This is a genomic window from Oceanospirillum beijerinckii DSM 7166 (assembly GCF_000422425.1).
GTDB lineage: Bacteria > Pseudomonadota > Gammaproteobacteria > Pseudomonadales > Halomonadaceae > Oceanospirillum > Oceanospirillum beijerinckii.
The window spans coordinates 25,951-47,413 of sequence record NZ_AULT01000046.1 but is presented as its reverse complement, the minus strand read 5'-3'; the positions used below and the strand labels follow the sequence as shown (position 1 = coordinate 47,413).

Below are 21,463 nucleotides of genomic sequence, written 5' to 3'. Positions count from 1 at the left end.
TTTATTGTCAATCAGCCCGGTCAATCTCACACAGTAGCGGATGCTGACACTCTCTTGAGTACTGATTCACCTGGACACATTTTGTTTCAGCAATATCCCTGGTATAGATACCACACACACCTTTGCCCTGTGTGTGTACTGCAAGCATCACTTGCGTCGCTTTTTCTTCGTCCATATTGAAGAAGGTCGTCAAAATCTCGACCACAAAATCCATGGGCGTATAGTCATCATTTAATAAAACAACTTTGTACATCGGCGGTTGCTTCAATTCAGGCTTGGCAGGTGCAACCGCAACACCACCATCATCGTCATGTCTCTCCTGATCATCGGCCTGATTGAAGATGGTGGCCTGGTTTAACATGTATAAAAAATGGTCAGACATGGCGTACAGCTAATCCTCTGTTACAAAAGGTGAAAATTTTAGTCAGGTTTAAAAGGCTTTTGCTAAACATAAGCACATAACCCGCCAAGCTCAAGTAATAACAGTTATTTCTGGGAGAAACTGCTCACTCCTACACATTTTTTAGCCGACCAGGGACATGCCCCAGTCCGGTTCTACGTAAACCTTTACGGTTAAATAGTTATATAGGGTCAAATAACCGAGTCACAAAGTAAGAATAATCGAAAAAATTGGAAAAACAATCGCTTCATACACTGTGACTAATTATTCACTATTTTCCACCCCCCATTAAAAAGCGTTATAGATCAAATACCTTTACACAAAGACCAGAAAATTCGACATCCGTAAAAATCAGCATACCCCTCTGAGAATCTATCCGTTAGAATCAGGGCTACGCTACAAAAGTATAGACACTAATGAGCCGATTATTCTTATTCAATAAACCCTTCCAAGTACTGTCACAGTTTACCGATAATGAAGGGCGTAAAACGCTGGCGGATTTTATCAATCAATCCGGCATCTACCCTGCAGGCCGCCTGGACTATGACTCTGAGGGGCTACTGCTCTTAACCGACGATGGCCGCCTGCAACATAGAATCGCCTCACCGGATATGAAACTACCCAAAACCTATGTAATACAGGTAGAAGGCGAAATCACAGAAGAAGCACTGCAACAGCTGAGAAAAGGCGTTGAGCTCAAAGATGGCCCAACAAGACCCGCCAAGGCCCGTCGTATTGCAGACCCCAGGTTTGCCGAACGGGTGCCACCGGTTCGAGAACGTAAGGCCATACCTACCAGCTGGGTGGAATTGGTGATCAGTGAAGGCCGTAACCGCCAGGTCCGTCGCATGAGTGCTGCGGTAGGTTTCCCTACACTACGATTGGTACGGACAAAAATTGGTGATTGGGCACTGGCAGGCATTGAACAAGGGCAATACAAAGAGATTGAAGTTAACCTGCCTGTTGAGGCTGTAAAAAAAACCAAGCGCCCCCATATCAAACCCACAAAGACCAAGAACAGTGGCCATTCAAAATACTCAGGCACAGGCAGTAAAAAGCCAAGCGCCAGTAACGGTAGAAATGGCAACAGGAATAGCACGAATAATCAGCGCAACCATGGCCCAAAAACAAAACAAGGACATAAGTGATGACAGCCCGTACCGATGTTTGGAAACCTAACAGCACTGTCGCCACAATCGTGGTAAAAGATGACCGTTTTCTTCTTGTTGAGGAGTGGAGTCAGGGCCGCTTGGTCTATAACCAACCTGCTGGCCATGTAGAAAAAGGCGAAAGTCTACTGGATGCGGCAATTCGGGAAACCCTTGAAGAAACCGGCTGGACAGTCAAGATCACGGGGTTACTAGGTTTGTACATCAATGAAGTCAGTGATCACACCACCTACCATCGTCATACCTTTATTGCGGAACCTGTCAGCTATGACGCAAACCTGCCGCTGGATACCGGCATTGAAGGTGCCGTCTGGTTAAGCTGGGAAGAGCTGGTAGCTCAGCAAGAAAAGATGCGTAGCGAAGCCGTTCTCAAATGTTTTGAGGATTACCGCGCAGGCCGACGCTTTCCATTAGATTTTATTTATGATTTTAATCACCCCCAGGCAGACGAAGCGTAAAACGATTCGGTATACTTGAACGCTTTTACAGATCGATATAGATCTGACCCAGACAACATACTTTATCCGATGAGTCCGCAGGTGATCCCCTGCAACACAATCAATAGCGAACTAAGATGTCAGATACTCACTCCACAACACCAAACGCTGACAACAGTCAGATCAAAGTTATCGTCGGTATGTCCGGCGGTGTTGATTCCTCCGTTTCCGCCGTTCTGCTACAGCAACAGGGTTATCAGGTGGAAGGCCTGTTTATGAAGAACTGGGATGAGGATGACGGCACTGAGTACTGCACCGCAAAAGAGGATCTTGCTGATGCTCAGGCTGTGTGCGACCGCATCGGTATCAAACTGCATAAGGCCAACTTTGCCGCCGAATATTGGGATAATGTATTTGAGCACTTTCTGGCAGAGTATAAGGCGGGGCGCACCCCTAACCCGGATATTCTGTGTAACAAAGAGATCAAGTTTAAAGCTTTCCTGGAATACGCTGAAGCACTGGGCGCTGATCTGATCGCGACAGGTCATTACGTACGTCGCGGTGAGAAAGATGGACAGGCTACGTTACTAAAAGGCCTGGACAACAACAAAGATCAGAGTTATTTCCTGCACGCCGTCGGTCACAAAGAGATCGCCAAAACTCTATTCCCAGTTGGCGAGATTGAAAAACCGGAAGTACGTGCTCTGGCTGAAAAACACGATCTGATCACCGCTCGTAAAAAAGACAGCACTGGCATCTGCTTTATCGGTGAACGTCGCTTTAAAGATTTTCTGCAACAGTATCTACCGGCACAACCGGGCAAGATCACTACACCGGATGGCGACGAGATCGGCAAGCACAGCGGCCTGATGTATTACACCATTGGCCAACGCCAGGGCCTGGGCATTGGCGGGTTGAAAGAGTACTCGGAAGACCCTTGGTTTGTGGCAGAAAAAGACCTGGAAAATAATATCCTGGTCGCCGTACAAGGCACTGACCATAAATTACTGTTCAGCCACGGCCTGAAAACCGAAAGTGTTGACTGGGTCGCAGGCAAACCACCAGTTGATGGTGAGTTTCGCTGTCGCGCCAAAACCCGTTACCGCCAGGATGACCAGGCCTGTCGGGTTAAACCTCTGGGCGACAATGAGTTTGAAGTGGTTTTCGACGAGCCTCAGCGTGCCGTCACTCCAGGCCAGTCCGTGGTATTTTATCTGGATGATATTTGTCTTGGCGGCGCTGTGATTGAGAAAACCTGGCGTGATCAGGGCTAGCTCGATCTTAAAAAGCATAATTAATGGAAACAAGCTGCTATAAGATCAACACTAAGGGATATTTCCCGAAGGTTCATGGTCTGAGCTTTGTGCCTCAAGCGCTATCAAGCAGCAGCACAGTAAAAAAACCGATGGATAAAGAGACTATATGAGTTCAAGCCAGAAAGAGCAGGAACAGGCCATCGCCCTGGCAGGTGTTTTCCAGGCCGCAGCATTAGTACATCAAATGGCCACAAAGGGCATGGTATCTCAGGACAGCTTTGAAACCAGTATCGGCAGCATCCTGAATACTAATCCCAGTAGTACGCTGGATGTCTATGGCGGTAATACCTATGGCTTGAATCTTGGCATGCGCACTCTGCGCAGCTTTATGAACAAAGAGCCTGATGCCGATACTTATATCCTGCGCTATGCCATGTCGATTCTTTACCTGGAGAAACGCCTGCGTAAAGACCCTGACATGCTGAATGCCATCGGCCAACGTCTGGATCAGATTCAGATGCAAAGTCATCACTTCTCAACTACCCATGAGAATGTGATAGCCAGCATCGCCAGCCTGTATCAGGACACTATCAGCACCTACTCCTTCCGTATTCAGGTACAGGGAGAGCCCAACATCCTGCGCCAGAGTGGTAATGCCGATAAGGTACGGGCATTGCTGTTTTCCGGCATTCGGTCCGGCATTCTGTGGCACCAACTGGGCGGTCGTCGCTGGAAGCTGCTCTTCAGCCGCAAAAAGGTGATTCATGCATTGGATGCTGTATCCAGAAACGAGCAGCATTAACTCGCGCCCCCCATCCTGTTCAGCCTAAGGCATCAAGACCTTAGGCTGGCAGTTGTCTGCTCAGCCATTACCGCAGCGTTATTCTCTACAAACTCCTTCCCTTATCAACAGTAACTTCATCAAGGCAAGATTACCTAATAAAGTAGAAACCAGACTTATTTTGCAGCATTTCTATAAGTAATTTTTCTAATCCGCTTACAAAAAAGTTAGCGTGAAGCACTCTTCTTACTTGATTATTTACCTCAGCTAATGAATCATGCGCGCCCTTAGTAATAAGCTTATACTAAATAAGCCTTATCTTTCTCTAGAACATTGAATAACAGGTGACGCACAGTGGAAGCCATATTTCGGCAATTCAGAATCCAATATCGTATCTGGTTTATGCAGATTCTGGCCTTTTTGGCCATGGCAGTACTTATACTGATCATGATGATGCAGGAAAAGGAAAGCTTCAGAGAGCAGAAGAAAAGTGAGCTGAACAATATTATTCATACCGTGATAGAAGTACTCGATGGTATGAACCAGGAGGTTCAGAATGGAACCATGACCTTAGAGCAGGCACAACAACAAGCTCTGAACATCATTAAAAATATGCGTTACGGCCAGGATAACAAGGATTACTTCTGGGTGATGGATACCTCGGGTATTTATCTAATGCACCCTATCGCACCTGCGTTGACAGGTAAAGATGGCTCCGTATTTAACGATAAACGCGGCAACCGTATTTTTAATGATCTGCCTGGGGATATGCGCAACTACGGCAAAACCTATTCAGAGTTCTACTGGCCAAAACCCGGTAGTGATGTGCCCGTTGAGAAAATGGGTATGATCATCGCTTATAAGAACTGGAACTGGGCTGTGGGTTCAGGTTTCTATATTGATGAGATCGAAGAGATCTTCTGGCAGAAAGTAGTGACCAACATGGGTATTGCAGGCGTTATCATTATCATCATGCTGGCGATTGCCTGGCTGTTAGTACAGAGCATTACCCGCCCACTAGAAGAAACTGTCTCTGCATTAAAGGATATCAATGAAGGTGACGGAGATCTGACCAAACGCCTGACCGTGGCTGGCAACGATGAAATCACCCGACTGACCCGTTACTTCAATGGTTTTGTCGAGAAAGTACATGGTGTGATGGGTCAGGTTAATGGTGCATCCTCTTCCGTGTCAGGTTCTGCTGAGCGCCTGTCTATAATCACAACAGAAGTTCACAACACGACTGAACAACAAGCTAAAGCAACCGACCAGGTTGCCACTGCCGTGCAACAGATGTCCAGCACGGTGCATGAAGTTGCTCAAAATGCAGGACAAGCGGCGGAAGGTGCCAACCAGGCAGACCAAGAGGCTCGGTGTGGTAAAGCGCAAGTGGCAAAAACCATCGATGCCATTAACCAATTGAGCACACAGGTTTCAGGCTCGGCACAGGTGATTCAGCGCCTACATACGGACAGTGAAAATATTGGTTCCGTACTGGATGTGATTCGTGGCATTGCAGAACAAACCAACCTACTGGCATTGAATGCTGCCATTGAGGCTGCCCGTGCCGGTGAGCAAGGCCGTGGCTTTGCGGTAGTCGCCGATGAAGTGCGTACTTTGGCTCAACGCACACAAGAAAGCACCGACGAGATTCAGTCCATGATCGAGAAACTACAGAATGCAGCTCAGGATGCTGTACGTTCGATGGATATCAGCATGAAGTCCACAGCAGAGACTATCACTATCGCCGAACAGGCCGGTGTCTCTCTGGACTCCATTCTACAAGCTGTTGAGTCGATTAAAGGTATGAACGATATGATTGCCAGCGCTGCTGAAGAGCAATCCTTGGTGGCCGAAGAGATCAACCAGAATGTGGTTAATATTGTAGGTTTATCTCAAACAACGGCTCAATCCATCCACCAGGTGAATCAATCAAGCGATGCTTTGGCTGGCCAAGCGGATAATCTACATAACATGGTGGGGCAGTTCCGTATCTGATCAGTATTAGTTCAGACTAGATGAAGCCAAGAAGCACACTATCGTATCCATAAAGACGAAAAAGCCGCGCTTAAGTGCACGGCTTTTAAAGGTCTGACGGAGTTTACCACATCAGATCATCTGGAATCTGGAAGTCCGCATACGGATCATCCTCTTCCTCATCACCGGTATCCGGTGCTTTTTCGTTCAGTACGATCGGCCAATCTGCTTCACGCTGCAGGATTTTCTCCGCCACTTTAGGTGGAATCAGCTCAAAAGCACCTTCCAGCTCTGCAATGGCCAGGCGTCCTTTTGCCAGCTGATCAGAGATTTTAGCCGTAACATTGATCTTCTTAACCTTTTTGTCCATGACAAAGTTATGAGGCACATCACCCTTCACTTCATCACCCAAGCGGTTCATTTCGATCAGCTGCTTCACCTGAGCTTGAATCGCTTTTTTCTCATCCTCTGCTTTCTTCTGCAGGTTCAGCTCGCGATCACGCTCTGCCTTCTCTTTACGGGCCTGCTCTGCACGCAGTTTAGTTTCATCTTCTGCGCCGGTTTTACGCTGAACTTTCTTCTGTTTCTGAACGTGTTTCTCAGCCTGTTTTGCCTTCTTCTTATCGGTCAGGCCCATTTTTAACAACTGATCCTGTAAGGACGACTTACTCATTTTTAATTCACTATTTCAATATTAAGAATGGGTTTGTAAAGCTTAACTGATTCTACTGAAACGCCTGGAGGGTTAACAGCCTGAGCAGTGATGTTCAGGCTGTTTCCTTTAGACCTATAGCCACTACTCAACAGCAGTGCGACAGGGTTCAATCATTTGACAGCTTACACACGACGGATTTTAAAGTTACGGCCTTTAATACCCGCTTGCTGCAAGTGCTCCAGTGCCTGACGAGCCACTTTGCGTTCAATCGCCACATAAGCGACAAAATCAAAGATATCGATCTTGCCCACTTGCTTACCAGTTATGCCGCCCTTACTGGTCAGGGCACCTAACAGGTCACCAGGGCGTACTTTATTCTTTTTACCGCCATCAATCGATAGAGTCACCATAGGAGGGCGAGTCTGCAGGGTCAGATCACCATCCACCAGCTCTTCGACATCGGATGGTTCAATCTCGGTATTCAGAATATCGGCAATATCTGCCAATTTGTACTCTTCTGATGCGGTAAACAGGCTAATCGCCAGACCGGATTTACCCGCACGACCGGTACGACCAATACGGTGTACATGCACCTCGGCATCACGGGTCAGATCGTAGTTGATCACCAGAGACAGATCATCAATATCCAAGCCACGGGCCGCCACATCGGTGGCAATCAAAAACTGGGAGCTACGGTTGGCAAACTTCACCAGTACGCGATCACGATCACGCTGATCCAGGTCGCCGTGCAGGGCCTGAGCGTGGCAATCCTGATCCCACAGCGCTTTTTCCAGATCCATACAGTTCTGTTTGGTATTACAGAAGATCACTGCGTGTTCCGGCTGATAGTGGCCTAGCACTTCCAGCAGCAGGTTCAGCTTGTCAGATACTTTATCGGCTTTATAAAACTTCTGCTCAATATACTGCTGAGTGTGTACTGACTGCACCTCAACCATCACAGGGTCACGCTGGAAGTCACCGCTGATCTGTTTGATCTTATCCGGATAAGTGGCAGAGAATAGCAGGGTTTGGCGGTTAGTGGGCGTTAGCTCCAGAATATCCACCATGGCATCGTAGAAGCCCATGTCCAGCATACGGTCCGCTTCGTCCAGCACCACGGTATGGGTGTTATCCAGACTCAGTGTGCCCTTACGCAGGTGATCCTGAATACGCCCCGGTGTCCCCACGACAATGTGCGTGCCATGGGCCAGAGAACCGATCTGAGGACCAATCGGCATACCGCCACACAGGGTCAGCACCTTAACGTTATGCTGATAGCGCGCCAGCTTACGGATCTCTTTTGCGACCTGACCGGCCAGCTCACGGGTCGGGCACAACACCAACGCCTGACACTGAAAAGAGCTGACATCCAGTTTCTCCAGCAAGCCGATACCAAAGGCGGCCGTTTTACCACTACCGGTTTTGGCTTTAGCAATCACATCTTTACCGGATATCAGCAGCGGCAAGCTCTGCTGCTGAATTGGTGTCATCCTCTGATAACCCAGATCCTGTAAGTTTTTCAGTTGCTTAGGGGGAAGGTTGAGGCTGGAAAATTCGGCACTGGCATTTTGACTGGTAGTCACGGCAATCTCATTGGAATAAGCGAACAAAGAAACCGGCTATATCACCGGATACAAGGGGCTGCGATTATACGCGTCTTTGACTGGCAAAGCACTTAATCCTGGCACGATGTTGGCTTCGAATAACAGAAAGACAAACGCCATCAATGATCGTATCAGCGATTTTGCTTACAAAAAACAATTGAGCATTCGGTCGTTTTATCTATGCTGGTAACAGGTAGTGATCTAAGCGGCTGTTTTAAATACCTTCTACATGCTAGGCCAGTACCCCCAAAGCACCTTGGATACAAAATTTCTCTTAATTATGTTTTTCGTTAGATAAGCGCAAAAGCCTTGGTTTTAATACAACTGGTATCTATATGGCGGCATTGATTCTTACGCTCCTCGGTCTTACGACGATTATTTCCTGTTACTTGCTGTTCAAAGAGAAGCGACAGAACACTCAGCTGAAACAACATAATCAGCAGATGGCACTCGCACTGGATCATGTTAATGCCTGCATCTATATCAAAGACGCCGATAGTCGCTACCTGTATGCAAACAAACCCTGTCTGGAGTTGTTTGGTGTCGATCAGCACGCGTTGAAAGGCAGCCCGGATGCACGTTATTTTCCTATCGAAACGGTACAGCGGCTCAGACAAATTGACCTTCAGGTACTGGAACAGCAACAAGCGTCCCGACAGGAGGTTGAAGTCACGGACGAAACAGGGCATACCACGGTTTACCTTGAATCCAAATATCCGCTGCCTTATAACAAAGCAGAAAATAAAACCCTTGTTGGGATCTCTACCGATATCACAGAATTATGGACACTGCGCAAACAGCTGGAGCAACAAGCCTGGCATGATGGCCTGACAGGTTTGTATAACCGCCTCAAGATCGATCAAATATTTACCGAGCAGCTGAACTTAGCCAAAACCCAGCAACACCCTTTTAGCATTATGATTCTGGATCTTGATCTGTTTAAAGCAATTAACGATGAATACGGTCACCAGGTCGGTGATCAGGTTCTACAACAAGCAGCCCACGTCATCCAGAAGAGCTGTCAAACAAAGCCGATCGCCAGCCGCTGGGGTGGAGAAGAGTTTCTGATTGTCTGCCCCTATATGAGTCAGGAACAAACTCTGGCCCTCGCCAACCAGATCAGGCTAGCGATTAAATCCGCCCACTACCCGGTGAAAAAGACAGTGACAACCAGTATCGGCATCGCGACTTTGAATGATGATTTCAACGGGGATGCCCTACTGAAAAGAGCGGACGATGCTTTATATCTGGCCAAAAACAGTGGCCGCGACACCGTAGTATGTGCCGGTACAGATACAGCATGCGCCGAACCTGTAACCTGCTATACCGATTAAATAAGCAGCGTCCCTGTTGAACTAAAAAACGGGTTGAATCAAAACCGCTTATTGAGTCGACTCTTTTCAAACCGAGGATTGAAAGAGACTGAACGACACTGGCTTGTTTCCAGCAAGACTCTCTGCTTTATTAGTACTCACTAAAAAGAGTAAACGATCTAGAGTTCTAACGATTACTTAAAACCTATTTGTAGAAAGGAAATCCCATGTCTGAACGTCCTCTTCTGGCTATTAGTGAGCAGATCAATAACGAACGTACCTGTGTGAACCACCTGCTGTTCCCTGCGGGAGGTGAAAGTCAGTGGCACCGTCATGACAGAGATTATGTCATTGTGCCGATGCAGGATTGTCAGCTGGAGATTGATACCGGTGAAGGCGCAAAGACCGTACCAATGAAGGCGGGAGAGTGTTATTTCCGGTATGCCGGTGTCGAGCACAATGTAATAAATAACACCGATCAGGATATTGTGTTGATTGAGGTGGAGATCAAATAACAACTTTCATCGCCGTATTACAACGGATCGAAATACAAAACGACAAAAGGCCCAAAATATATTTGGGCCTTTTGTTTTTCCAGCGCACTGTTGTTGTTACAGCGGATTGAGGCTAAAGCACGTCACGCTCAAATATCAGAGGACTATGACGATTAAATCAGGCCTGCAAACTCCATCGCTGCTTTCACGCGCTCTTTACCGGCTTCTGACATCTCAACGATTGGTAGACGGGCTTCTTCACCACACAGCCCCAGCAGAGAAGCCGCGTACTTGACACCCGCAGGGCTTGGCTCGGAAAACAGTGCATTATGCAGTGGAGCCAGACGATCCTGAATCTCCAGTGAGGAAGCAAAATCACCACGGCCACAGGCTTCATGTAGCTGAGCACACAGCGCTGGTGCAACGTTAGCGGTTACCGAGATACAACCGTGACCACCGTTGGCACGGTACGCCATCGCGGTCAGGTCTTCGCCAGACAGGTAACTAAACTCACCTTTTACCACCAGACGTTCGTTGCTGATACGGGACAGATCACCGGTTGCATCCTTAACACCGACTACACGGGGCAGCTCGGCCAGACGCGCCATAGTTTCAGGCAGCACATCAACCACAGCACGTGGCGGGATGTTGTAGATGATCACAGGGATATCAATCGCATCGTGAATCATTTTAAACTGCTGGTACAGACCTTCCTGATTAGGACGGTTGTAGTAACCGGCCACACTCAGTACACCGTTAGCACCCGCTTCCTGAGCATGACGAGAGTATTCAACTGCTTCAATCGGGTTATTAGAACCGGTACCTGCAACAACAGGTACACGGCCTGCTGTTTCTTCAACCACGATCTCGATCACACGTTTGTGTTCCGCTTCCGTCAGAGTCGGTGATTCACCGGTCGTACCGACAGGTACCAGACCGTGAGTACCGCTCTCAATCTGCCAGTTCACCATCTTACGCAGGGCCGCTTCATCCAGCTCACCGTTGGTAAAAGGGGTAATCAGGGCAACATATGATCCGCGAAACATGGGGAAACTCCTTAAATAAATAATAAAAAACCCGGTGCGCTACTGCGACCGGGTCTCTGCAATCTTGTGTCAGTAAGTACTATTCACACGTAGCAAAACCGGTCGCGAAGATAACTTCACGTTTATAGGCCTTGCGTTTAAGTGAGTGTACTTGGTTAAACATTCTATAAACTCTGACTGACTTCAGGTGATCTTTCTGCAAGGTTATTGATTTAGCCGCAGATTAATCAAACGCTATCCGCACAACCTTACTTAACTGACAGCGAAGATAACGAATTAAATTCTTCATAGCAAGATAAATCAAAATAAAATTCACATAAAAACATTGAAAAAAAATATTATTCTTAAAAATCAGAATAATATTTTGTGCGATCGAAATTTAATTCGTTTAAATACCCCATTATGTGCCTATTGTCGATTACCTTGCTAGCCATCTATTTCGTTCTGATTAATTTAAGTCACTACAAAACAGAATAGCTTCAGACTCAATCACAACCTCGGCTTCAACCTCAACTCCAGGCACAGGAACAGGCACGGGCACAGATACTGTTTTTATTTACAGTAAAATTAGGCATCCCTTGAAATTCGAGGTATAGTAGAAACTATATATTTATACAGCACTCTATAAAAAGGCGTGGAAGAGATGCAAACAGAGATTATCGCGCAAGCCTATGCCGCCACCGGACAACATACACTGGATAATGAAGAGCCCTTTCATTCAGGTTTTCCATCTCCTGCTGACAATTACATTGAGCACAGCCTGGATCTGAACCAGCAGTTGATTCGACACCCCTCTGCTACTTTTATTATGCGTGTTCAGGGTAATGCCATGGTCAATGCCGGAATCAAAGATGGTGACCTGCTGATTGTTGACCGGGCGATTCAACCTCACCCTGGTAAAGTAGTGATTGCAGCGGTAAATGGTGAGCTGACCGTTAAGCGCCTGGTACAACGTTCAGGACAGTTCTGGTTGCAGCCGGATAATCCTCATTACCGCCCCATTCCAATGACAGATGAAAACGAAGCTTTTGTCTGGGGTACTGTGGCTCATGTGATTCACACTCTTTAATGGAATAAGGAGATACGATGAGCACGGATGCCTTACCTCAGTCCATGGTAGCACTGGTGGATTGCAATAACTTCTATGCTTCCTGCGAACGGGTCTTTGATCCTGCCTTGATTGGCAAACCTATCGGTGTGCTATCCAATAATGATGGCTGTGTTATCGCACGCTCTGCCGAGTTGAAAGCCCTGAATATCGAGATGGCCACGCCAGCGTTTCAGGTCTATCCGCTGCAAAATCGTTTCGGAATTATCCTGCGCTCTTCCAACTATGCGCTCTACGGCGACCTATCCTCACGGGTGATGCAGGTCCTGGACAGCTTTAGCCCCAGTGTTGAACGTTACTCCATTGATGAAGCCTTTCTTGATCTATCAGGCATGCAGGATTCAGTAAGCAATATCTGCCAACAGATCGCCTGTAAGGTACCAATTTACACCGGTATTCCTGTGTCCGTTGGAGCAGCTCCCAGTAAAACTCTGGCCAAAATTGCCAGCCATCTGGCGAAAAAGCAGCCGGGCCGTCAAAACGTGTGCGTCTTTGAACACGCCGATGATCCAGAGCTATTAATCTGGTTAAAATCTCTACCCATTGAAGAGATCTGGGGCATTGGCCGTCGTTTGGGACAGAAGCTCAGGCAAGCAGGTATCGAAACAGCACTGCAATTACGGGACACCGACCACCGTTGGTTAAAACGTAACTTTAATGTCTTAGTGGCCCGTACGGCACTTGAGCTCAAGGGCACTCACTGTATTCATGTAGATGATGCTCCAGAGCCCAGACAAAACATCATGTGCTCCCGCTCCTTCAGTAAAACCACCAACAGCCTGGCTGAGCTTAAAGAAGCTATACGCTTTCACTGTCAGATAGCCTGTGAAAAGCTGCGTAAGCAAAACAGTCTCGCTCAAGCCGTGCTGGTTACCATTCGAACCAATGGCAACCGCTTTGGCCCGCAGCATAAAGAGGCCAGAGCCTATCCTTTGCCACAAGCAACGGATGATACTGCCCTCATTCTTAAATACGCTCAGGAACAGCTGGAACTGTTACATCAACCAGGCTTGCGTTATCAAAAAGCCGGAGTGATGCTACTGGACCTGATCCCTCACCGCCCCATGCAGCTGGGACTGTTTCAAAAAGAGCAAGCCAGTATCAGTGAACAGGGACAAAAGCGCCGACAGCTGATGCAGACAATGGATCAACTCAATAATAAAATCGGTAAGCAAGCCGTTGGCTTTGGCCTGGCCAGAAAAGAGGCCAACTGGCAGATGAAGATGGCCCACCGTTCGCCACGCTATACCACCTGTTGGCAGGAGATCCCCGTAGTTAAAGCCAAGTAACGCCTCTCATTCGAACGAGAGTATGACTCAATCGCCCCCCCAATATACGATCACAGTTCTGCCTTAAACTTTGGCACAGACTGTCATATTTGCTCTCTACATTAATGACCATGAAATAAAAGGCACATTATGGCCATGGATTTACTCAGGTAATGACACCTTCAGGCCTTAAGAACCTAAAAATCATTAAGTGAACCAACAAGAGATAGCAATTCCATGTCGGTAAGCCCTTATAGCCCCAGACACTCAACCTATAAAACACTCGCACTCACCTTTTTAACCGTGATGAGCATAGGCCTGGTCGCAACCTTGTTCTTCTCACAATCCTTTAAACGGGAGACCGTCCAGGAACTGGCTGAAGATCATGCACAACAACAGGCTGAAATTATCTTTCGCACCATTTGGCACGGCATGATTAAAGGCTGGTCAAGGGAGGAGATGGACAGTTTCCTGCATTCCCTGGAGATCAATACACGAGACAGTAAGGTCCAGCTCATTCGTACACCTGTGATCGATGAATTATTTGGCACTCATAAACCCTCACAGCACCAGTTAAGAACTGACCTACAGTTGCAACAGGCAATTAAAGCACAGCATCCGATGATCTATAACCAGGGCGGCTATATGCGTTACCTCTACCCGATTCTGGCGGAGGAGAACTGTCTGGGTTGCCATACCAATTCAGCGATAGGCAAAGTGCACGGCGTTTTGGATATTCGCTTCCCTGACCAACATATGCAACAGTCGCTGGATCATACATTGAACTTCTATATTGTAGCGATCGCACTAACACTGATAGTCCTGTTCAGCGCACTGTTTATCATAGTGCGTATACGAATTGTGCATCCAATGAGGGATCTGTCCCGGCGAATACGGGCAGGTATTAAAGAAGACCTGACTGTAGCCAGAATCGACCCCGAGCGTTACCACCTGAAAGAATCTTACACACTGGCAAACAGCTTCAACCAACTGGCTGCAGAGCTAGAAGAGTACCATCGTCAGCTGAAAGAAACGTCCTATCTGGATACCCTGACAGGTCTTTATAACCGTCGCTATTTCAGCGAACAGATGCCCAACCTGCTGAGTAAAGCCAAGCACAGTGAGCAGCCCTGTGCGCTGATGCTGCTTGATCTCGATCGCTTTAAAATGATCAACGATGAATTAGGTCACGATGCCGGTGACCTGGCACTGGTGCACTTTGCTCATGTACTGCAACGCCAGGTGAAAGGAAATGACCTGGTAATTCGCTTGGGCGGGGATGAGTTTGTCATTCTGCTGACCAATACCAATCTTGCCGGTGTATTGGCAGTGAAAAAGAATATTGAGATTGGTTTAATCGAAAATATTGCAAACCTGGGCAAAACCAAACTCTTTCTAGAAGCCAGTATCGGTTATGCAATATACCCTAACGATGCCATCGCCACTGAAGAGCTGCTACGTAAGGCTGACGAGGCAATGTATAACCAGAAGCGTAATAAGAGAGCCCGCCGAGCCAGTTGAATACTGGCTCTTTACTATTCATATGGTTTAAAGCTTTACTGACCAGTCCCATCAGCTAAGATAACGCTCAATTTCAATACACACATGACCAAAAGGCCGCAGATTATGCTCGTGCAGTACCAGATGCCAATGCCACCTGATCACGCCCTCGGTCTTTCGCTTCGTAAAGCGCTCCATCGACCAGCTTCATTGAGGACTGCACATCCACCAGAACCTCTCCCAAACCTGCACTGGAGGTAAAATGAATTTCCCGGCCGTCAAACTCCACAACAGTATCACGACAGCTTTGCAGTACCCGGTTAATGACCTGTTCTGCCTCAGATAGCGGTGTTTCAGGCAACGCTACGATAAACTCTTCACCACCGAAACGGCCAATAATATCCGTTGCTCTCAACTCTTCGCGCAATAACTCGGAAAAGTACACCAGCACTTTATCACCCGCCTGATGACCATACACATCATTAACCTGTTTAAAGAAGTCCAGATCAAACAGCGCCATTGTCAAAGGGCGGTTATAACGCTCTGAACGACTCAACTCTGTTTCCACCTGAGACATAAAAGAACGACGATTAAGTAATCCCGTTAAAGCATCTGTAGTCGCCTGCTCAAACAGTTTCAGCTGCATGTGCAGTTGAGAAAGTTGAGCCCAAATAGCAATGGACATAATCACGCCCAGCAACCACATATTATTCAGCGATGTCAGCGAAAAAAGTTGCCTTTTAACCAACTCATCCATTGATAAAGCTACGATGGTAAAGAAAGCAAGCAGGACACCTTCTTTAAGTGTTAAAGGGAAAACACAATGAATAGCAATAATCAGTATGGGCAAAAAGGTGTACGAAGCCAGGTAGTCATTGTTCAGATGCTCCCCCAGAATAAACTGCGTTGAGAGATGAAAGAACGCAGGCATTACCATCAAAACTACAAGACGCCGCCGAGCCTTATACAAAGAGTGGACATATGATGCTCTTACCCATAAGGCCAGTAGTGATGCAGAAAACACTAATCTCGCCAGTACAATATCCAGAAAGGTTTCTTCTGGCAGGATCAGATAATCGACTGGAATCCATAACGGAGTCAGAATAGAAAACAGCAGAGCCAATAAACGAATCCGGGTGTTAATATATTCCGCCCGAATCTGATTGAAATCTGAGGGATGCTCCCGGGCACCTAAAAGCTCGTACCCCTTCATCAATTCAAAAAGATGACGAACACGTTGTCCCAGTGACAGTGATTCAGGCCCTGTCAAAATTGTGTCCTTTTTCATAGAGTTATGTATTCACCGGTTAAAATAAAAAACAGCGCCACATAATGACAAAACTGATGGAAATAGTCCATTGACGAATTAAAGATTTAGCTGACTAAAGTCAAAAAAGTATTTTCAGTACGCTGTTTCACGCGATTCTCTCTTCTGCACTCACCAAATTCGCACAAAAGTTGCGCCATCAGAGACGAAAACCTGTTGTTCTTTACAAAACCTCTGTATCATTTTGTAAAAATAAAAATGTAGCCACCTAACACTGTGTTTAAAATAGTGTTTGAAAACGTTCTGATACCAACTTTATTAGATAACGTTCTTTTAGGTGCTTATGCAAGTGTGCTAAGTATTTCAGCTGCATGCGGTTTCTCATTACAGTAAAAAGGATTCCTGTGACACATGACTACCCCCATCGTCATATGTGATGACTCTAGTTTTGCACGAAAGCAGATGGCCCGTTCGCTACCTGGCGGCTGGGATGTCGAGATCAGCTTTGCAGAGCACGGCAAGGAAGCAGTCGAAGCGATCAAGGCTGGTAAAGCTGACATTCTCTTTCTTGACCTTAATATGCCCGTTATGGATGGCTACGAGGTTCTGGAAGCCATTCGCAAAGAAGACCTGCCGACGATGGTTCTGGTAGTGTCTGGTGATATTCAGCCTGAAGCTCACAAGAAAGTGACCTCTCTGGGTGCCCTCGACTTTATTAAAAAGCCTGTCACCACCGAAAAAATCACTGAGATTCTGACCCAGTTTGGCATTATCAGCGAAGCTCAGCCGCAGTCTGAAAGCGAGCTGGCACGTTTCGATGACCAGGATGTTGCTCTGGTCGATCTGGTTCAGGAAGTGGTCAACGTTTCCATGGGCCAGGCTGGCAGCCAACTGGCAAGCCTACTGAGTACCTTTATTCACCTGCCTGTGCCTAAAGTTCACCTAACGGCCTATAAGAACCTGCAGGATGTACTGGCCTCTAAGGACATCACATCCCTGACGGGCGTGACTCAGGGCTTCAATGGTTCGGGTATTGCGGGTGAAGCCGTTCTGCTGGTTAATGATGACAGCTTTCCTCATATGGCCAAATTGATGCAGTACGAAGATAACAGTCAGGGCAATAATGATTTGGAAGTTCTGATGGACCTGTCCGGTATTCTGACCGGTGCCTGCCTGAACGGTATTGCTGAACAGCTGGATCTGGAGCTAAGCTACAGCCACCCGGTCATCCTGGGACGCAAACAACCTTTAGCACCACTGCTGGGCAAGCATGGCGCAGAACAGCAAATTCTGGCCATTGAAATTGACTACAGCATTCCGGACCATAAAGTAGAATGTGATCTCATTCTGATTCTTACTGAGGATTCCATACCGGCACTGTCGGAACGTGCGGGGTATCTGAAATGACACAATCAAGCGAACTGGATATGACTGGCCTGCATTGGATGATGCAGATGCTGCAGACCGCTGATGTCGGCCTGGTGGTGCTGGACAGAAGCAATAAGATCCAACTGTGGAATAGTTTTATGGAAAACCACAGTGGCGTTCGAACGTCGAAGGCCCGTGACCAAAATCTATTCCAGCTGTTCCCAGAACTACCAGAAGCCTGGCTAAGTCGAAAGATAGAATCCGTGTTTACTTTGGACAGTCGAGCCTACTCTACCTGGGAGCAGCGACCGTATCTGTTTAAGTTTAAAAGCTATCGTCCTCTCACAGGAAAATCAGACGTGATGTATCAGAATATCACCATAATTCCTCTGACAGGTATCGATAAGAGTGTTAGCCATGTCTGCATCCTGGTTTATGATGTGACCGATATCGCTGTCGGCAAGCTTGAATTGCAAAAAGCCAACGCAGAGCTGGAACGCCTAAGTCGTACAGACCGTTTAACCGGCCTGAACAACAGAGGATTCTGGGAAGAGAGCCTGGTACAGGAGTTCCGACGTTGCAGTCGAACCCAAGGCATATCTTCTCTGATCATGTTTGATATTGATCACTTTAAGAAAGTCAACGATACCTACGGCCACCAGGCTGGTGATGAAGTGATTCGAGTGGTGGCTTCAACGCTGATCCAGATGCAGCGGGAAACAGATATCTCTGGCCGTTATGGCGGTGAGGAGTTTGGTATTATCCTGCCGGATACTGGCGCTCAAGAGGCACTGATTATGGCCAACCGCCTACGCCAGTTTATTGAAGCATCGCCAGTCACCTATGAAGATATGGAGATTAAGTTCACCATCAGTCTGGGCATCTGTGAATTTAATTCTAACCTGAATGACCATACACAATGGCTGGAACATTCGGATCAGGCTCTGTATCAATCAAAGCGCAATGGCCGTAACCAAGCCAACATTTTTGAGCAACACCCAAGTCAAACCTGGGTATTAAAGGTACTACAGGTTATGCAGTCATAAACCTGAACGCTCAAACAAAAAAAGCGGATAACTCAATGGGTTATCCGCTTTTTTATTACTTGAATGTCGCTCAGCAGTCTCACAAATCCTACTATCTTGTCTACACTCAAACAAAAGAGACCAAAATAAAAATAGCAAAGACAGCATCCTGGATAGGATAGGAGATAAGTCATGTATGACAGCATTGTACTTGGTGCCGGTATCATAGGCGTCAATACTGCTTATTGGCTGGCTAAAGCCGGACATAAGGTACTAGTTATTGATCGCCAGCCTGACGTGGCCAAAGAAGCCTCCTACGCCAATGGCGGCCAGATTGCCGTCAGTCATGCTATGCCTTGGGCAACCCCCTCTGCCCCCTGGAAAGTACTGAACTGGCTGATACAGGATGACGCCCCATTGCTGTTTCGCCCGAAAGCTGACCCTCATCAATGGCGCTGGTTGTTTAGCTGGTTAAGGCAGTGCAGTCGCAGCAATACCCAGAAGAATACTATCGAATTATTAAGGCTGACGACCTATTCACGTCAACTGCTGCAACAGGTTCGGCAAGAGTATCAGCTGGATTATCGCCATAAAACGCGGGGCATTCTGCATATTTATCGTAATAAACACGACTTGGATAGTATCAAGGCGGAAACAGAACTAATGCAGAAGTACGGTTGTGACCGCCAGTTTCTTTCCAAAGAAGAAGCCCTTATGCTGGAACCTGCACTGCGCTGGGCCAGCCAGAATATCATTGGCGCGACATATACCCCTGATGATGAGTCTGGCGATGCCCACCAATACTGCCAGGAGCTCAGCCGGGTCTGCCAGAATATGGGGGTTGAGTTTGCCCTGAACACCCATATTCTGGAGCTACAACAGGAGGGTAAGCGTGTGCATGTGCGGCTGAACGGTGCACTGGGCAACACCCGGCTCAGCGCTAATCATATGGTAGTCTGCATGGGGGCCTGGTCTGCACCACTACTGCGAAGGGTTGGCATCTATCTGAATATTTATCCGGCCAAAGGCTACTCAATCACCCTCCCCATCGAACACGAGGATTGCGCCCCTTTTGTTAGCCTGACCGATGATGAATACCGGCTGATGTACAGCCGCTTAGGTAATGAACTCAGAGTCGCAGGCACTGGCGAGCTAGCGGGTTACTCAACAGAACTGAATGCCAAACGCTGCGATTTGATTGTTGAACAAGCCAGAAAGCTGTTTCCTGAAGCAGGCGGTTTTGATCAGGCCCGCTTCTGGGCCGGTTTAAGACCCACAACGCCCTCCAACCTACCTTACATCGAAAAAACCCACTTCGATAACCTCTGGCTCAATACTGGTCATGGCACCTTGGGCTGGACCATGGGTTGTGGTGCGGGCAAATATATTGCGGATCAAATTTGCATGGGGCAGCAACAAGCTGAATTTAATCGATTTGAGCTACAGCCCCAATAACCTCAAATGAGATCAACGAGTACATACCATGTGCCGGGTATGGCGACTTTAGCACCGAGAGAGTCAGGTGATATGAACTCAACTTAGCCGATAAAAGCGGATATGGGAGAACTCATAGGGCTCCCCCATATCCGGCAGAGTCCGTGCCTGCATCTGCTCAGCCAGGTAGTAATCAGGATGGGAAAAGTCTTTCACTCTGGAGTCTGCCACCCAGATATCCCTGGCAAAACATTTAAACGTATCCAACCAGGGCAGATTTTCTCTGTCGTATAGCACATCGGCGGCAATCAACAGATCGGCCCATTGCTTATCTAGCGCTAACAAGTCTTCCGCCACCTCCAACTCAACACCGTTCAACGCCGCATTAGAACGACACGCCTGCTGAGAGACAGGGTCAATATCACATGCAACAACCTCGGCCCCCGCCATCGCACACGCCACAGCAACCACACCGGAGCCCGCACCAAAATCGATAACCCTCTTGCCCTTTACCAGGTCAGGATGACAAAAAATATACCGAGCTAACGCCAAGCCGCTACCCCAGCAAAAAGCCCAATACGGGGTATGATAGCTAATAGCAGCAACTTCTTCGGGACTAAATGGGCGGTCTACCGGCTCAGGGTCAATCAGCCATAGCTTCAGTTTTGGCAAATCAGGCAAAGCAACAGCCTGCACCCTGGCTTCCGGCAACATACGCTGCAGAGACTGATCCAAAGGTTCGGACTGTTGTTGTAACGTCATCATAAGTACTCTTCGCCTGCTTTAACGACTGAGCTAAAGGATATTAGAGCGGTAGTTTTGATAAACATTCAGGCATCGCCTCAACCTCTTCCGGCATACCTCTCTCACGCCACCAGATGGTCAGTGCTGCCGTACCGGATTCAAAGATCAGGGTATCTTCCGGCAGTTGCAACAGACACTCTTTCAAAGCTTCCAGTTGCTCTTCTGTCGCTTCAGGAATAGGTGACTGTAGCCATACCCAGTTCTCGACAAACTCATCACCACGCACGTCAAATTGATCCTTCTCCATACGCGGTACATGGGCCAAACGAAAACGACGAGCTTGTTTTCTATCATCTGCATCCCTCATCCAACGATAAGCGACAGCCGGATGTTTTTCACCATTCAGTTCAAATTTTTCCAGACGCACTTTAATACCCGCATGCAACGCAATTTTACGCATATGCATCTGATAGCGCTGACGACGAGAGGGCACCAGCCAGAAAATCGGACTGATTACCATCGCAAAAATAATAACAACCAATAAAGTTGTGCTCATAGTCAAAATTCCTAAAAAAATTGCCGTCTATACTAATCGATAGAGAAGAGATAAAGTACAG

Annotated in this window: 20 protein-coding genes; 13 read left to right on the top strand and 7 right to left on the bottom strand. The window is 47.4% G+C overall.

The window, feature by feature from the left end:
- Nucleotides 1-7: 7 nt before the first annotated feature.
- A complete protein-coding gene (clpS, locus tag H579_RS0114070; RefSeq protein ID WP_084624142.1) occupies nucleotides 8-382 on the bottom strand; it encodes an ATP-dependent Clp protease adapter ClpS in 375 nt (124 codons plus the stop codon).
- Between the two features lie 434 nt (nucleotides 383-816).
- On the opposite strand from clpS, the gene H579_RS25710 reads away from it, so the two are divergent.
- The 5 genes from H579_RS25710 (at nucleotide 817) to H579_RS0114045 (ending at nucleotide 6,041) form a co-directional block, all read left to right on the top strand.
- A complete protein-coding gene (locus tag H579_RS25710) occupies nucleotides 817-1,548 on the top strand; it encodes a pseudouridine synthase (RefSeq protein WP_084624141.1) in 732 nt (243 codons plus the stop codon).
- Entirely contained in the window at nucleotides 1,548-2,027 is a 480-nt protein-coding gene (locus H579_RS0114060) for an NUDIX hydrolase (RefSeq protein ID WP_028301220.1), read from the top strand. Before H579_RS25710 ends, H579_RS0114060 begins: the two co-directional genes overlap by 1 nt.
- Nucleotides 2,028-2,143: 116 nt before the next feature.
- Complete coding sequence (mnmA, locus tag H579_RS0114055) at nucleotides 2,144-3,280, top strand: tRNA 2-thiouridine(34) synthase MnmA (RefSeq protein ID WP_028301219.1); 1,137 nt, start codon at nucleotides 2,144-2,146, stop codon at nucleotides 3,278-3,280.
- A 148-nt stretch (nucleotides 3,281-3,428) separates the two neighbouring features.
- Nucleotides 3,429-4,064 carry a high frequency lysogenization protein HflD gene (gene hflD, locus H579_RS0114050; RefSeq protein WP_028301218.1) on the top strand — a complete coding sequence of 212 codons (636 nt, stop codon included), beginning with the start codon at nucleotides 3,429-3,431 and terminating at the stop codon, nucleotides 4,062-4,064.
- 333 nt (nucleotides 4,065-4,397) lie between these two features.
- Complete coding sequence (locus tag H579_RS0114045; protein ID WP_051227648.1) at nucleotides 4,398-6,041, top strand: methyl-accepting chemotaxis protein; 1,644 nt, start codon at nucleotides 4,398-4,400, stop codon at nucleotides 6,039-6,041.
- 103 nt (nucleotides 6,042-6,144) lie between these two features.
- Here H579_RS0114045 and H579_RS0114040 read toward each other — a convergent pair whose 3' ends face one another.
- Together H579_RS0114040 and dbpA are read right to left on the bottom strand one after the other, a co-directional pair.
- Entirely contained in the window at nucleotides 6,145-6,693 is a 549-nt protein-coding gene (locus tag H579_RS0114040; protein ID WP_028301216.1) for a DUF2058 domain-containing protein, read from the bottom strand.
- A gap of 164 nt (nucleotides 6,694-6,857) precedes the next feature.
- On the bottom strand, nucleotides 6,858-8,258 hold the full coding sequence (gene dbpA, locus H579_RS0114035) for an ATP-dependent RNA helicase DbpA (RefSeq protein WP_028301215.1): 1,401 nt from the start codon (nucleotides 8,256-8,258) through the stop codon (nucleotides 6,858-6,860).
- Between the two features lie 356 nt (nucleotides 8,259-8,614).
- Here dbpA and H579_RS0114030 point away from each other — a divergent pair, with 356 nt between their 5' ends.
- Together H579_RS0114030 and H579_RS0114025 are read left to right on the top strand one after the other, a co-directional pair.
- Entirely contained in the window at nucleotides 8,615-9,613 is a 999-nt protein-coding gene (locus H579_RS0114030) for a sensor domain-containing diguanylate cyclase (protein WP_028301214.1), read from the top strand.
- A 206-nt stretch (nucleotides 9,614-9,819) separates the two neighbouring features.
- Nucleotides 9,820-10,107, top strand: coding sequence for a cupin domain-containing protein (locus H579_RS0114025; protein ID WP_028301213.1), 288 nt, complete (start codon nucleotides 9,820-9,822; stop codon nucleotides 10,105-10,107).
- 152 nt (nucleotides 10,108-10,259) lie between these two features.
- On the opposite strand, the gene dapA is transcribed toward H579_RS0114025, so the two are convergent.
- Nucleotides 10,260-11,132, bottom strand: coding sequence for a 4-hydroxy-tetrahydrodipicolinate synthase (gene dapA / locus H579_RS0114020; RefSeq protein ID WP_028301212.1), 873 nt, complete (start codon nucleotides 11,130-11,132; stop codon nucleotides 10,260-10,262).
- 643 nt (nucleotides 11,133-11,775) lie between these two features.
- Between dapA and H579_RS25705 the strand changes: the two genes are divergently transcribed.
- From H579_RS25705 to H579_RS27950, 3 genes are all read left to right on the top strand, one after another.
- Nucleotides 11,776-12,201 (top strand): LexA family protein, encoded by a 426-nt coding sequence (locus tag H579_RS25705; protein ID WP_051227647.1) that lies wholly within the window; start codon nucleotides 11,776-11,778, stop codon nucleotides 12,199-12,201.
- A gap of 17 nt (nucleotides 12,202-12,218) precedes the next feature.
- Entirely contained in the window at nucleotides 12,219-13,529 is a 1,311-nt protein-coding gene (locus H579_RS0114010) for a Y-family DNA polymerase (protein ID WP_051227646.1), read from the top strand.
- 216 nt (nucleotides 13,530-13,745) lie between these two features.
- Nucleotides 13,746-15,029: a GGDEF domain-containing protein gene (locus H579_RS27950; RefSeq protein WP_028301210.1), complete on the top strand. Its 1,284-nt coding sequence runs from the start codon at nucleotides 13,746-13,748 to the stop codon at nucleotides 15,027-15,029.
- Between the two features lie 103 nt (nucleotides 15,030-15,132).
- On the opposite strand, the gene H579_RS0114000 is transcribed toward H579_RS27950, so the two are convergent.
- On the bottom strand, nucleotides 15,133-16,278 hold the full coding sequence (locus H579_RS0114000; RefSeq protein WP_028301209.1) for a GGDEF domain-containing protein: 1,146 nt from the start codon (nucleotides 16,276-16,278) through the stop codon (nucleotides 15,133-15,135).
- Between the two features lie 408 nt (nucleotides 16,279-16,686).
- Between H579_RS0114000 and H579_RS0113995 the strand changes: the two genes are divergently transcribed.
- From H579_RS0113995 to H579_RS0113985, 3 genes are all read left to right on the top strand, one after another.
- A complete protein-coding gene (locus H579_RS0113995; RefSeq protein WP_028301208.1) occupies nucleotides 16,687-17,682 on the top strand; it encodes a response regulator in 996 nt (331 codons plus the stop codon).
- Nucleotides 17,679-18,689 (top strand): GGDEF domain-containing protein, encoded by a 1,011-nt coding sequence (locus H579_RS25695; protein WP_051227645.1) that lies wholly within the window; start codon nucleotides 17,679-17,681, stop codon nucleotides 18,687-18,689. The genes H579_RS0113995 and H579_RS25695 overlap by 4 nt, the downstream gene beginning before the upstream one ends.
- 171 nt (nucleotides 18,690-18,860) lie before the next feature.
- A complete protein-coding gene (locus H579_RS0113985) occupies nucleotides 18,861-20,123 on the top strand; it encodes a D-amino acid dehydrogenase (protein WP_028301207.1) in 1,263 nt (420 codons plus the stop codon).
- A 78-nt stretch (nucleotides 20,124-20,201) separates the two neighbouring features.
- Here H579_RS0113985 and H579_RS0113980 read toward each other — a convergent pair whose 3' ends face one another.
- Nucleotides 20,202-20,867: a class I SAM-dependent methyltransferase gene (locus H579_RS0113980; RefSeq protein WP_028301206.1), complete on the bottom strand. Its 666-nt coding sequence runs from the start codon at nucleotides 20,865-20,867 to the stop codon at nucleotides 20,202-20,204.
- Between the two features lie 40 nt (nucleotides 20,868-20,907).
- Nucleotides 20,908-21,402 carry a hypothetical protein gene (locus H579_RS0113975; protein WP_028301205.1) on the bottom strand — a complete coding sequence of 165 codons (495 nt, stop codon included), beginning with the start codon at nucleotides 21,400-21,402 and terminating at the stop codon, nucleotides 20,908-20,910.
- Nucleotides 21,403-21,463 lie beyond the last annotated feature (61 nt).